Source organism: Zeimonas arvi, assembly GCF_008039575.1.
Taxonomy (GTDB): Bacteria; Pseudomonadota; Gammaproteobacteria; order Burkholderiales; family Burkholderiaceae_E; genus Zeimonas; species Zeimonas arvi.
Genome location: NZ_VDUY01000003.1, coordinates 547,454 through 559,645, shown reverse-complemented (window position 1 = coordinate 559,645; position 12,192 = coordinate 547,454). Strand labels below are relative to the sequence as shown.

Genomic DNA, 12,192 nt, shown 5'->3' with positions numbered 1-12,192 from the left:
GGGGTCGGTTGCCCGGGCGCCTTCGTAACGAAGCATCTCCGCAAGAGGAGGAAACCAGACGTGTTCACCGGAATCGTGGCGGCGGTCGGCCGCATCGAAAGCATCGAGTCGCTGGCCGGCGGCGCCGGGGCGGGCGTGCGGCTCACCGTGCACGCGGGCGCGCTCGACCTGTCCGACGTGGCGATCGGCGACTCCATCGCCATCCAGGGCGCCTGCATGACCGCGGTGCGCATCGACGGTCCGCGCTTCGCGGTGGACGTGTCGCGCGAGAGCCTGTCGAAGACCGTGGGCCTGGATGCCCCCGGCGAGGTCAACCTGGAGAAGGCGCTTCGGCTGGCCGATCGGCTCGGCGGGCACCTGGTCTCGGGCCACGTCGACGGGCTGGGCGAGGTCGCGTGCTTCGAGCCGGTCGGCGAGTCCTGGCTGCTCGCGGTGCGGGCGCCGCGCGAGCTCGGCAAGTACCTCGCCTACAAGGGCTCGATCACCGTCAACGGGGCGAGCCTGACGGTGAACCGGGTGGTGGACGAAGACGGCGAAGCCGGGGGCGCCCTCTTCGAGATCAACCTGATTCCGCATACGATCGAGGCCACCACGCTGAAGTCGCTGAAACCGGGGGCGCGGGTCAATCTCGAGGTCGACCTGATCGCCCGCTACGTCGAACGGATGCTCTCGCAGGATCGACGATGAAGACGCTGACCGATCATCTCGCGCAGTACGCCGACTACCACCGCGACCGGCGCAACGTCGCCACCCACTTCGTGGGCGTGCCGATGATCTTCGTCGCGGTCGCCATCCTGCTGTCGCGGCCTGCGTGGCTGCCGACCGGCTGGCCGCTCGAAGGCCTGCCGCTGTCGCCGGCGGTGGCGGCCACCGCGGCGGCGCTGCTGTTCTGGTTCCGGCTCGATCGCCCGCTGGGCCTGGCCATGCTGGCGGTGTCGCTCGTCTCGCTGTGGATCGGCGCGCAGGCGGCTGCGACGCCCACCGCGGCCTGGCTCGGCTGGGGCGCGGGCCTGTTCGCGATCGGCTGGATCGTCCAGTTCGTCGGCCACTACTGGGAGGGGCGCAAGCCCGCCTTCGTGGACGACCTGGTCGGCCTGCTGGTGGGCCCGCTGTTCCTGGTGGCCGAGGCCGCTTTCGCGCTGGGCCTGCGTCACCCGTTGCGCGACGCGATCGCCGCGCGGCTGGCCGCCGTTCAGAGGCCGGTCACGTTGGCCGACAAGCCCGGCAGGGCGCCGTCGAGCAGCTCGGCAAGCAGCTTGGCGGCGGCCGCCACCTCGCCCTCGTCGAAGTCCACGAACACGCGCGACTGACCGAAGCCAGGGCGGCGCAGCACCACCTTGTCGTCGATCACCACGAAGCCGCGGTCGTAGGCCCGCACCGACGGATCGGTCGGCGAGATCCGCAGCCGCGGCCCATAGAGGCCGAGCAGCGTCATCAGCTGCGGGCAGTGCCGTTCCACGAACCCGGTGTCGTGCGCCACGATGGCCACCGAGGCCTCGCGGCTGCGATCCAGCAGCGCCTTGACCGCGTCGGCGAATGCCTTGCGGTCAAGGCCCCAGAATTCGCCCGAATCGTCGAACAGCTTCAGCGAGCGGCGGCCGCGCGCCAGGCAGCGGTCGAACGCCTCGCGGGCCTCGCGGCGGGTCTCGAGGCGGCGATAGCCCTCGAGGTCGATCGGGTCGATGTCCATCGTGCGGCCAGTATCGAGGCGCCGCCCGGCCCCTTTCCCGTGCGCCCGCCGGACGGCGTCTGCGGCGGCCGGACGGCGTAAAATGCCGCAATGCCACTTGCCACCACCCCCGAGATCATCGCCGAGCTGAAAGCCGGCCGCATGGTCATCCTGGTCGACGAGGAAGATCGCGAGAACGAGGGCGACCTCGTCCTGGCCGCCGACTTCGTCACGCCCGAAGCCATCAACTTCATGGCCCGCTACGGCCGGGGACTGATCTGCCTCACGCTCACCGAGGACCGCTGCCGGCAGCTCAGGCTGCCGCTGATGGTCTCGGCCAACGGCACGGTCCACGGCACCAATTTCACCGTCTCGATCGAGGCGGCCGAGGGCGTCACCACCGGCATCTCGGCGGCCGACCGGTCGCGCACCGTGCAGATGGCGGTCGCGCGCGACGCCAGGCCCGACGACATCGTGCAGCCCGGCCACATCTTCCCGCTCAAGGCCCAGCCCGGCGGCGTGCTGATGCGCGCGGGCCACACCGAGGCGGGTTGCGACCTGGCCCAGCTGGCCGGGCTCACGCCGGCCTCGGTGATCTGCGAGATCCTGAAGGACGACGGCACGATGGCGCGCCTGCCCGACCTGATCGAGTTCGGGCGCGAGCACGGCCTGAAGATCGGCACGATCGCCGACCTGATCCAGTACCGCAACGCCAACGAGAGCCTGGTCGAGCAGCTGTCGCGGCGGCCCATCGACACCCCCTGGGGCGCCTTCGAGCTGGCCGTCTACCGCGACAAGCCGGCCGGCGCGCCGCACCTGGCGCTGGTGCGCGGCCAGATCGCCCCCGACCGCGAGACCCTGGTGCGCGTCCACGAGCCGCTCACCGTCCTCGACCTGATCGACGCCGGCGCCAGCGGGCACTCGTGGCCGCTGGTGCGGGCCATGCGCCGGATCGCCGACGAAGGGGCCGGCGTGATCGTCCTGCTCAATTGTGCCCAGCCGGCCGACGTGCTGTTCGCCGAGCTCGCGGCGGCCGATCCGGCCCCCCGGGATGCCGACGCCGCGTCGCCGAAGCGTCGCGCCGGCAAGGTCGATCTCAGAACCTACGGCATCGGCGCCCAGATCCTCAAGGATCTGGGCGTCGGCCGCATGCGGCTGCTCTCGCAGCCCCGCAAGATGCCCAGCATGGCCGGATTCGACCTCGAAGTGGTCGGCTTCGAGTCCGGCCCACAGGAGAACTGAAAATCATGGAAATCGGAGTGTTCCAGTCGGACCTGGACGGCGCAGGCCTGCGGATCGGAATCGTGCAGGCCCGCTTCAACGAGCCGGTCTGCAACGCCTTGCGCGATGCCTGCCTCGAAGAGCTGGTGGGGCTGGGCGTGGAGTCCGACGACATCTTCGTCTGCACCGTGCCCGGCGCGCTCGAGATCCCGGTGGTGCTGCAGCAGCTCGCGGCCTCGGGCAGCTTCGACGCGCTGATCGCGCTCGGCGCGGTGATTCGCGGCGAGACCTACCACTTCGAGGTGGTGTCGAACGAGAGCGCGGCCGGCGTGAGCCGGGTGGCGCTCGACTTCAACGTGCCGGTCGCCAACGCCATCCTCACCACCGAGAACGACGAGCAGGCCGAGGCCCGCGCCGCCGAGAAGGGCGCCGATGCGGCCCGAGTGGCGGTGGAGATGGCCAACTTGTCGCTGTCGCTGTCCACGCTGTCGGGCGACGAGGATGACGACGACCTCGACGACGACGACCTCGACGACGACCTCGACGACGACCTCGACGAGGAGTTCGAGGACGACGAGGACGACGAGGACGACGAGGACGAAGCCTCGCGCGGCGGCGAGCGCGGCAAGAAGGCGCATTGATGGCCACCGAACGCCCTTCGGCGCGCGCCGGCTCGGGCGGCACGCCGCCCAAGAACGCGCGCCGGCGCTCGCGCGAGCTGGCGATGCAGGGCCTGTACCAGTGGCTGCTGTCGGGCGAGGACGCGGGTGCCATCGAGGCGCACGTGGCGGCCAGCACGCCCGGCTACGAGAAGGCCGACCGCGATTACTTCAAGGCGCTGCTCCACGGCGCGCTCGAGGCCGCGGTCGAGCTCGACGAGGCCATCGCCCCGCACCTCGACCGCAAGACCATCGAGCTGAGCCCGGTCGAGCACGCGGTGCTGCTGCTCGGCGCCTTCGAGCTGCTGCGCATGCCCGAGGTTCCATACCGGGTGGTGATCAACGAGGCGGTCGAGCTGGCCAAGACCTTCGGCGGCACCGACGGTTACAAGTATGTGAACGGCGTGCTCGACCGGGTGGCAACCCGGCTGCGGCCGGTCGAGACCGGCGGGCGGGCGTGAGCCCGAAGCCGCCAGGGAAGAGCGTCGGGCAGGTCGGCGAGTTGTCGAAGCCGGCGGGCGAGCTGGCGGGGCCGCTCGGTGAATTCCAGCTGATCGGCCGCTTCTTCGATCGGGGCCCGGCCAGGAAGGCGCTGCTCGGAATCGGCGACGACTGTGCGCTGCTCGGCGCGCCGGCCTGCGGCGAGGGCCTGGCGATCGCCACCGACATGCTGGTCGGCGGCCGGCACGTCTTCGACGACGTCGAGCCCGAGGCGCTGGGGCACAAGGGGCTGGCGGTCAACCTGTCCGACCTGGCGGCGATGGGCGCGCGGCCGCTCGCCTTCACGCTGGCGCTGGCGCTGCCGCAGGCCGACGAGGCCTGGCTGCGGGGCTTCAGCCGGGGCATGTTCGCGCTGGCCGACCGCTTCGACTGCGAGCTGATCGGCGGCGACACCACGCGCGGGCCGCTCAATGTCTGCATCACGGTGATCGGCCAGGTGCCTGCCGGCTCGGCCCTGCGCCGTGACGGCGCGCAGCCCGGCGACGATCTCTGGGTGTCCGGCGAGCTCGGCGCGGCGGCCTTCGCGGTCGCCGAGCGGCAGGCAGGACGGCCGTTGCCAGCGGACCACCCGGCCCGGGTGCGGCTCGACCGGCCCGAGCCGAGGGTGGCGCTGGGCCTGGCCCTGCGCCACCTGGCCCGTGCCGCGATCGACGTTTCCGACGGGCTGGCCGGCGACCTCGGCCACCTGCTCGAGCGCTCTCGGGTCGGCGCGCGGCTGGTCTGGCCGGCGGTGCCGGTCGCGCCGGCGCTGCGGGGGCTGCCCGGGGCGCGCAGGATGCAGCTCGCGCTGGCGGGGGGCGACGACTACGAACTGCTCTTCGCGGCCGCGCCCGAGAACCGGGTCGCCATCGAGGCGCTGGGCCCGCGGCTCGGGCTGCAGCTGTCCCGCATCGGCGCCTTCGACGCGGGGGACTCGATGCGCCTGGTCGACGAGCGCGATCGGCCGATCGCCTTCGAAGGCCACGGCTTCGACCATTTCGCCTGAACGCGTGAGCAAATCCACTGCGCGGTCCGATCTCGCAGCTGCGATGCCCGCCGTACTCGTCCGTACGGCGGCGCTTCTCGGCGCGACCTCGAACCGCTCGCTACGACGTATTCGCGCATTCTGGCCCTGCGACATGCGGTCCACGGCAAGAAGGGGCGGCGATCTTGGTTGAACAGGCGCCGAGCCCCGCCCCGCGGCCGGTGCGCCCGACCGCGCGCTTCATGCGGGGACGGCTCTCGCACTGGATCGCGCTGGGCTTCGGCAGCGGCCTGTCGCCGGTCGCGCCGGGCACCGTCGGCACGCTCTGGGCCTGGCTGGTCTTCGTGGTGGCCGATCCGCTGCTCTCGCCCGCGCATTGGGCGATCGTGCTGGCGGCCGGCTTCCTGATCGGCATCTGGGCCTGCGAGCGCACCGCGCGCGACCTCGGCGTGGCCGACCACGGCGCGGTGGTCTGGGACGAGATCGTCGCCTTCTGGCTGGTGCTGCTGTTCGCGCCGGGCGGTTTCGGCGCGCAGCTGGCGGCCTTCGTGCTGTTCCGCTTCTTCGATATCGTGAAGCCGCCGCCGATCAGGCATTACGATGCGAAGCTGAAGAACGGCTTCGGCACCATGCTCGACGACCTGATGGCGGCCTTCTGCACGCTGCTGGTGCTGGCCCTGTTCCGCGCCGGCTTCGGTGGCGCAGCGGGCTGAGGTTGGCGGGCCGAGGTCGGCGGGCGGGGCAGGATGCAGGCAATCAGGCGGAGAGGCGGATGACGGAAGCGAAATTGCGCGACGAGGCGCTCGCCGACCTCGAGCACGAGGTCCTCGAGGCGGCGGTGGCGCTGGGGCACGCCCTGCGCGCCCGCGGCTGGACCGTCGCGTGCGCCGAGTCGTGCACCGGCGGCATGGTCTGCCGGGCGCTGACCGAGATCGGCGGCTCGAGCGACTGGTTCGAACGTGGCTTCGTGACCTACAGCAATGCCGCGAAGTCCGACCTGCTGGGCGTGTCGGCCGACACGCTGAAGGCGCATGGCGCGGTCAGCGAGCAGGCGGCCGGCGAGATGGCCGAGGGCGCGCTGGCCCGCAGCCGCGCACAGCTCGCGCTGTCGATCACCGGCATTGCCGGTCCCGGCGGGGCCGTGCCCGGGAAACCGGTGGGCACGGTCTGTTTCGGCTGGTCGGCGCTCGATGTCGAGACGCGGACCGAGACCGTGCAGTTCTCGGGCGATCGTGGCACGGTGCGGGCCCGGGCGGCGTTGCACGCGCTGCGGCGCGCTCGCGAACGCCTGGCCGAGATCGGCGCGGGCGCGGCCTGAATTCCTCGGCTTAGGCCGGAAGACTGATTGTTTATACAGTATCGCTGTGCAATAATCCGGCCATCGATTCCCGAACCGGACGAGGGCCAGCCAAATGGAAAAAGTCATCGACATGAACGACGCCAAATCCCGCACCGAGCGCGGCAAGGCCCTGAGCGCCGCGCTGGCCCAGATCGAAAAGCAGTTCGGCAAGGGCGCGGTCATGAAGTTCTCAGACGCCGAGGTCGAGCGCGACATCCAGGTGGTGTCCACCGGTTCGCTCGGGCTCGACATCGCACTGGGCGTCGGCGGGTTGCCGCGCGGCCGGGTCGTCGAGATCTACGGGCCGGAGTCCTCCGGCAAGACCACGCTCACGCTGCAGGTCATCGCCGAAATGCAGAAGCTGGGCGGCACCTGCGCCTTCATCGACGCCGAGCACGCACTCGACGTGCAGTACGCCTCCAAGCTCGGGGTCCAGCTCGAGGATCTGCTGATCTCGCAGCCCGACACCGGCGAGCAGGCCCTGGAAATCGCCGATGCGCTGGTGCGCTCGGGTTCGGTCGACCTGATCGTCATCGACTCGGTCGCGGCGCTCACCCCAAAGGCCGAGATCGAAGGCGAAATGGGCGATTCGCTGCCCGGCCTGCAGGCTCGTCTCATGTCGCAGGCGCTGCGCAAGCTCACCGGCACGATCAAGCGCACGAACTGTCTGGTCATCTTCATCAACCAGATCCGCATGAAGATCGGGGTCATGTTCGGCAACCCGGAGACCACCACCGGGGGCAACGCGCTCAAGTTCTACTCGTCGGTCCGGTTGGACATCCGGCGCACCGGCTCCATCAAGAAGGGCGACGAGGTCATCGGCAACGAGACCCGCGTCAAGGTGGTCAAGAACAAGGTCGCACCGCCGTTCAAGCAGGCCGAGTTCGACATCCTTTACGGCGAAGGCATCTCGCGTCATGGCGAGATCATCGACCTCGGCGTGGCCTGCAACATCGTCGAGAAGAGCGGCGCCTGGTACAGCTACAAGGGCGAACGCATCGGCCAGGGCAAGGACAACGCCCGCGAGTTCCTGCGCGAGCGTCCGGACATGGCGCTGGAGATCGAGAACCGGGTGCGCGAGCACTTCGGCGTCGCCGGGCGCGGCACGGCCGAGCAGGCGGCCTGAGGGCCTGGCAGGGCAGGCAGGGCCGGGTGGACGCGCCCGATTCCTCCAGACGCAAGCGCTCGCAACTCTCGCTGAAGGGTCGGGCGCTTCGTTTCCTGTCCCGACGCGAGCACAGTCGGCTCGAATTGCAGCGCAAGCTCGCGCCGCATGCCGAATCTCCGGAAGCGCTCGAGAAGGCCCTGGACGAGCTCGAGGCAGCCCGGCTGCTCTCCAATCAGCGCTTTGCCGAGTCGCTGGTCCACCGCAAGGCCGAGCGCTTCGGTTCGGCGGTCATCCGGCACGAGCTTCGTTCGCATGCCCTCGAGCCGGCCCTCGTCGAACGCCAGGTGGCCTCGCTCGAGCAGACCGAGCAGGCACGCGCCCGCGCGCTTTGGGAGCGTCGATTCGGCGAGCCGCCGGACTCGCCGCAGGCCCGGGCACGCCAGATCCGCTTCCTCATGGCTCGTGGTTTCCGAGGCGATGTCGTCCGCCGCGTGGTCGGCGGCCGGGCGGAGTCCGACGATCTCGACTTGCCTGACGATCTCCCCGATCCCTGAGTCCCGCCGCACCGTGCCCCCAGGCTCCCACCGGACCTTCCGGGGCCTGCCTGGGGCGTGGCCAGACCCGGTTGGTGCGGCGCAGCGTGGCGCAGGCTGCGTGCTAAACTCCAAAGCTTTTCCGCCGGGGTTCAATGCCCGGCGATCCCGCGATCCGGCCCCCGGGGCCGGGTCTGCCGAGCGACAACGCCCGAGAATGCCCCTGGCCGAACCGTCAGCGTCCCGCGAGCCGATGCGCACCCCTGTGGTGCGATCCCAGGCTTTTCGCCGCACGCAGGACCGCCGGAATCCCGAGGCTGGGCTTGCCCTTCATTACCCGCAGTGGCGCCGGCCCGCCCAGGCCGGTTCCGTACCCGCAGAAGAAACCCAAGTCTCGATGGGGGAACACTCGTGAAGATCCATGAATACCAGGGCAAGGAGATCCTGAAGAAGTACGGCGTGGCAGTGCCGCGCGGCATTCCGTGCTTCTCGGTCGACGAGGCGGTCAAGGCCGCCGAGACCCTCGGCGGTCCGGTCTGGGTCGTCAAGGCGCAGATCCACGCGGGTGGCCGCGGCAAGGGCGGCGGCGTCAAGCTGGCCCGCTCGGTCGACGAGGTGCGCAAGCTCTCCGGCGAGATCCTCGGCATGCAGCTGGTCACCCACCAGACCGGCCCCGAAGGCCAGAAGGTGCGCCGCCTGCTGATCGAGGAAGGCGCCGACATCAAGAAGGAACTCTATGTCGGACTGGTCGTCGATCGCGTCACGCAGCGCGTTGCACTGATGGCCTCGAGCGAAGGCGGCATGGACATCGAGGAAGTCGCCGAGAGAACGCCCGAACTGCTGCACAAGGTCTTCATCGATCCGGCCAACGGGCTCACCGATGCCGAGTGCGACGGCATCGCCACCAGGATCGGCATCCCGGCCGGGAGCCTGCCCCAGGCCCGCACCGTGCTGCACGGCCTGTACAAGGCCTTCTGGGACACCGACGCCTCGCTCGCCGAGATCAACCCGCTGATCCTGACCGGCGACGGCAAGGTCGTGGCGCTCGACGCCAAGCTCAACTTCGACGCCAACGCGCTGTTCCGCCACCCCGAGATCGTCGAGTTGCGCGACCTCGACGAGGAAGACCCGGCCGAGATCGAGGCCAGCAAGTTCGACCTGGCCTACATCCAGCTCGACGGCAACATCGGCTGCCTGGTCAACGGCGCCGGCCTGGCCATGGCCACCATGGACACCATCAAGCTGTTCGGCGGCGAGCCGGCCAACTTCCTCGACGTGGGCGGCGGCGCCACCACCGAGAAGGTCACCGAGGCCTTCAAGATCATGCTGCGCAATCCGAACCTGAAGGCGATCCTCGTCAACATCTTCGGCGGCATCATGCGCTGCGACGTCATCGCCGAAGGCGTGATCGCGGCGAGCAAGGCGGTGGGCCTGAAGGTTCCGCTGGTCGTGCGCATGAAGGGCACGAACGAACAGCAGGGCAAGAAGATGCTGGCCGAGTCGGGCCTTCCGATCATCGCGGCCGACACCATGGCCGAAGCCGCCCAGAAGGTCGTGGCCGCCGCGGCCGGAAAATGACAACGAGGATCACCCGATGAGCATCCTGATCAACAAGGACACCAAGGTCATCACGCAGGGAATCACCGGCAAGACCGGCCAGTTCCACACGCGGATGTGCCGCGAGTACGCCAACGGCAAAGCCGGCTTCGTGGCGGGCGTGAACCCGAAGAAGGCCGGCGAGGACTTCGAGGGCATCCCGATCTACGCCAGCGTCAAGGAAGCAAAGGCCGAGACCGGTGCCACCGTGTCGGTGATCTACGTGCCGCCGGCGGGCGCCGCCGCCGCCATCCAGGAGGCGGTCGACGCCGAGCTGGACCTGGTGATCTGCATCACCGAGGGCATTCCGGTGCGCGACATGATCGTGGTGCGCGACCGCATGCGCAAGGCGAACAGCAAGACCCTGCTGCTCGGGCCGAACTGCCCCGGCGTCATCACCCCCGACGAGCTCAAGATCGGCATCATGCCCGGTCACATCCACCGCAAGGGGCGCATCGGCGTGGTGTCGCGCTCGGGCACGCTGACCTACGAGGCGGTGGCGCAGCTCACCGAGCTGGGCCTGGGCCAGTCCTCGGCGGTCGGCATCGGCGGCGACCCGATCAACGGTCTCAAGCACATCGACGTCATGCAGATGTTCAACGACGATCCCGACACCGATGCGGTGATCATGATCGGCGAGATCGGCGGGCCCGACGAGGTCAACGCGGCGCGCTGGATCAAGGACAACATGAAGAAGCCGGTGGTCGGCTTCATCGCGGGCGTCACCGCCCCCCCGGGCAAGCGGATGGGCCACGCCGGCGCGCTGATCTCCGGCGGCGCCGACACGGCCGACGCCAAGCTCGAGGTGATGGAAGCCTGCGGCATCAAGGTCACGCGCAATCCGTCCGAGATGGCACGGCTGCTGAAGAGCGTGCTCTGAACGGCGGGGGCAGCGAGCAATGGAATCCGCGATCGAGTTCCTGACCACGCTCCACTGGGGCGCGGTCTTCCAGATCATCCTGATCGACATCCTGCTGGGCGGCGACAACGCGGTCGTGATCGCACTGGCCTGCCGCAACCTGCCGCAGCACCAGAAGATGAAGGGCATCCTCTGGGGCACGGCCGGCGCGATCATCCTTCGGGTGATCCTGATCGCGTTCGCGGTCACCCTGCTGCAGGTGCCTTTCCTCAAGCTGATCGGTGGCGCGCTGCTGATCTGGATCGGCATCAAGCTGGTGGCGCCGGGCGACGAAGACGCCCACGGCAACCTCGAAGGCGGCAGCACGCTGTTCGCGGCGATCAAGACGATCATCATCGCCGACCTGGTCATGAGCTTCGACAACGTGATCGCAATTGCCGGCGCGGCCAACCAGGCCGACCCCGATCACCAGCTCGGGCTGGTGATCTTCGGCCTGCTGGTCAGCATCCCGCTGATCGTCTGGGGCAGCACCCTGGTGCTCAAGCTCATCGAGCGCTATCCGCTGGTGGTCACCGCCGGCGGAGCGCTGCTGGGCTGGATCGCCGGCGGCATGATGATCACCGACCCGGTGGCGGTGGGCCAGATCGGCGAGCCCTCGTCCACGCTCAAGTACGCGGTCTCCGCCGCGGGCGCGCTGCTGGTCGTGGTCTGGGGCATGGCGTTGAATCGGCGCCGCAAGGCGCCTGGCGCCGCGCACTGACCAACGGTTGCGGGCAGCCGCCGCCCGGCGGCAGCCCGCGGCCGTTCATGACAAAGTTCCTGCGGCCCGGTGTCGCCTGCCGGTAGGCTTTGCGGAATCGTCGATTCCCCTCGCCGCAAGCCAGCCGTGTCTGACTCAGGAATGCCAGGATCTTCGCCGCGCGGACTCGTTCCGGCGCTGCGCCTCTATCTCGCCGCCGGCGCGGTCGAGCTGCGCCTGGTTCCGATCGCCGGCAACATGCTGTCGATCGGCCGGCGTCCCTACAACGACGTGCAGCTCGACGACCTCACGGTGAGCGGGGAGCACGCGCTGATCCGCGTGCGCAACGGCGCGGTGGTCGTGCACGACCTGGGCAGCCGCAACGGCACGCTGGTCAACGGCCTGCCCATCCAGCAACGCACCCTGGTCGACGGCGACGTGGTCGACATCGGCATCTACCGTCTGCGCTTCGAGGCGGCCCGCAGCGACGCCTCCGGCGGGGACGCGGCCGGCGCCGAGCCGGACAGCCAGGGCAATCTCGCCCACGCCGGTGCCCCGGACGGCGACGCGCCCACCGGGCTCGCCGGGTCCGCGGGATCGGCCGGCTCCCTGGCCGGATCGGGGGGCGTCGCGACCGGTTCCTCCGGCGCGCCGTCCGGTCTGTCCGACGCATCGGGCCGCCGCGGCGGCCAGCCCGCCTCCGGTCCGTTGGCCGCGGCCGACGCCGATCCGGCGCTGCCGGCCCACGTCGTCTACCTGAGCGGCCCGCAGAGCGGCCATACCCACGCCATCGACCGGGCGATCAGCCGCGTGGGCGGGCTCGCCGGGCAGGTGGCGGTGATCTCCCGGCGCAAGGGCGGCTACTTCATCACCCACCTCGAAGGCCTGACCTTCCCGCAGGTCAACGGCGAGCCGATCGGCCTGACCGCGCACCGGCTGGCCGACGGCGACCTGATCGAGCTGGCCGGCACGATGCTGCGCTTCAGGCTCGGCGCCTGAGCCCT

Annotated in this window: 15 protein-coding genes; 14 read left to right on the top strand and 1 reads right to left on the bottom strand. The window is 70.0% G+C overall.

Going from position 1 to position 12,192, the window contains the following annotated elements; genetic code table 11:
* Window positions 1–60: 60 nt before the first annotated feature.
* Window positions 61–687 (top strand): riboflavin synthase, encoded by a 627-nt coding sequence (locus FHP08_RS10055; RefSeq protein ID WP_147704303.1) that lies wholly within the window; start codon window positions 61–63, stop codon window positions 685–687.
* Window positions 684–1,310, top strand: a complete 627-nt coding sequence (locus tag FHP08_RS10050; protein ID WP_147704302.1) for an Mpo1 family 2-hydroxy fatty acid dioxygenase — start codon at window positions 684–686, stop codon at window positions 1,308–1,310. Before FHP08_RS10055 ends, FHP08_RS10050 begins: the two co-directional genes overlap by 4 nt.
* On the opposite strand, the gene FHP08_RS10045 is transcribed toward FHP08_RS10050, so the two are convergent.
* Window positions 1,193–1,690, bottom strand: coding sequence for a DUF7931 domain-containing protein (locus FHP08_RS10045; RefSeq protein WP_147704301.1), 498 nt, complete (start codon window positions 1,688–1,690; stop codon window positions 1,193–1,195). The two genes, FHP08_RS10050 and FHP08_RS10045, sit on opposite strands and share 118 nt — an antisense overlap.
* A 90-nt stretch (window positions 1,691–1,780) precedes the next feature.
* On the opposite strand from FHP08_RS10045, the gene ribBA reads away from it, so the two are divergent.
* The 12 genes from ribBA (at window position 1,781) to FHP08_RS09985 (ending at window position 12,187) form a co-directional block, all read left to right on the top strand.
* Complete coding sequence (ribBA, locus tag FHP08_RS10040) at window positions 1,781–2,911, top strand: bifunctional 3,4-dihydroxy-2-butanone-4-phosphate synthase/GTP cyclohydrolase II (protein WP_147704300.1); 1,131 nt, start codon at window positions 1,781–1,783, stop codon at window positions 2,909–2,911.
* Window positions 2,912–2,916: 5 nt separating this feature from the next.
* On the top strand, window positions 2,917–3,531 hold the full coding sequence (gene ribH / locus FHP08_RS10035) for a 6,7-dimethyl-8-ribityllumazine synthase (RefSeq protein WP_147704299.1): 615 nt from the start codon (window positions 2,917–2,919) through the stop codon (window positions 3,529–3,531).
* Entirely contained in the window at window positions 3,531–4,010 is a 480-nt protein-coding gene (gene nusB / locus FHP08_RS10030; protein ID WP_147704298.1) for a transcription antitermination factor NusB, read from the top strand. The genes ribH and nusB overlap by 1 nt, the downstream gene beginning before the upstream one ends.
* 62 nt (window positions 4,011–4,072) lie before the next feature.
* Entirely contained in the window at window positions 4,073–5,035 is a 963-nt protein-coding gene (gene thiL, locus FHP08_RS10025; protein ID WP_147704375.1) for a thiamine-phosphate kinase, read from the top strand.
* Between the two features lie 221 nt (window positions 5,036–5,256).
* Window positions 5,257–5,727, top strand: coding sequence for a phosphatidylglycerophosphatase A family protein (locus FHP08_RS10020; protein WP_147704297.1), 471 nt, complete (start codon window positions 5,257–5,259; stop codon window positions 5,725–5,727).
* A 59-nt stretch (window positions 5,728–5,786) separates the two neighbouring features.
* Window positions 5,787–6,332 carry a CinA family protein gene (locus FHP08_RS10015; RefSeq protein WP_147704296.1) on the top strand — a complete coding sequence of 182 codons (546 nt, stop codon included), beginning with the start codon at window positions 5,787–5,789 and terminating at the stop codon, window positions 6,330–6,332.
* A 94-nt stretch (window positions 6,333–6,426) separates the two neighbouring features.
* Window positions 6,427–7,479, top strand: a complete 1,053-nt coding sequence (gene recA / locus FHP08_RS10010) for a recombinase RecA (RefSeq protein WP_407704010.1) — start codon at window positions 6,427–6,429, stop codon at window positions 7,477–7,479.
* A 26-nt stretch (window positions 7,480–7,505) separates the two neighbouring features.
* On the top strand, window positions 7,506–8,015 hold the full coding sequence (gene recX / locus FHP08_RS10005) for a recombination regulator RecX (protein WP_147704295.1): 510 nt from the start codon (window positions 7,506–7,508) through the stop codon (window positions 8,013–8,015).
* Between the two features lie 390 nt (window positions 8,016–8,405).
* Window positions 8,406–9,572, top strand: a complete 1,167-nt coding sequence (gene sucC / locus FHP08_RS10000) for an ADP-forming succinate--CoA ligase subunit beta (RefSeq protein WP_147704294.1) — start codon at window positions 8,406–8,408, stop codon at window positions 9,570–9,572.
* Between the two features lie 16 nt (window positions 9,573–9,588).
* On the top strand, window positions 9,589–10,470 hold the full coding sequence (gene sucD, locus FHP08_RS09995) for a succinate--CoA ligase subunit alpha (RefSeq protein ID WP_147704293.1): 882 nt from the start codon (window positions 9,589–9,591) through the stop codon (window positions 10,468–10,470).
* Window positions 10,471–10,489: 19 nt separating this feature from the next.
* Window positions 10,490–11,209, top strand: coding sequence for a TerC family protein (locus FHP08_RS09990; RefSeq protein WP_147704292.1), 720 nt, complete (start codon window positions 10,490–10,492; stop codon window positions 11,207–11,209).
* A 141-nt stretch (window positions 11,210–11,350) separates the two neighbouring features.
* Window positions 11,351–12,187, top strand: coding sequence for an FHA domain-containing protein (locus tag FHP08_RS09985; protein WP_147704291.1), 837 nt, complete (start codon window positions 11,351–11,353; stop codon window positions 12,185–12,187).
* Window positions 12,188–12,192 lie beyond the last annotated feature (5 nt).

Coding starts and splice junctions, on each gene's coding strand:
- FHP08_RS10050 (WP_147704302.1), top strand. CDS start 684: ATGAAGACGCTGACCGATCATCTCGCGCAGTACGCCGACTACCACCGC.
- FHP08_RS10045 (WP_147704301.1), bottom strand. CDS start 1,690: ATGGACATCGACCCGATCGACCTCGAGGGCTATCGCCGCCTCGAGACC.
- ribBA (WP_147704300.1), top strand. CDS start 1,781: ATGCCACTTGCCACCACCCCCGAGATCATCGCCGAGCTGAAAGCCGGC.
- ribH (WP_147704299.1), top strand. CDS start 2,917: ATGGAAATCGGAGTGTTCCAGTCGGACCTGGACGGCGCAGGCCTGCGG.
- nusB (WP_147704298.1), top strand. CDS start 3,531: ATGGCCACCGAACGCCCTTCGGCGCGCGCCGGCTCGGGCGGCACGCCG.
- FHP08_RS10020 (WP_147704297.1), top strand. CDS start 5,257: ATGCGGGGACGGCTCTCGCACTGGATCGCGCTGGGCTTCGGCAGCGGC.
- FHP08_RS10015 (WP_147704296.1), top strand. CDS start 5,787: ATGACGGAAGCGAAATTGCGCGACGAGGCGCTCGCCGACCTCGAGCAC.
- recA (WP_407704010.1), top strand. CDS start 6,427: ATGGAAAAAGTCATCGACATGAACGACGCCAAATCCCGCACCGAGCGC.
- sucD (WP_147704293.1), top strand. CDS start 9,589: ATGAGCATCCTGATCAACAAGGACACCAAGGTCATCACGCAGGGAATC.
- FHP08_RS09990 (WP_147704292.1), top strand. CDS start 10,490: ATGGAATCCGCGATCGAGTTCCTGACCACGCTCCACTGGGGCGCGGTC.
- FHP08_RS09985 (WP_147704291.1), top strand. CDS start 11,351: ATGCCAGGATCTTCGCCGCGCGGACTCGTTCCGGCGCTGCGCCTCTAT.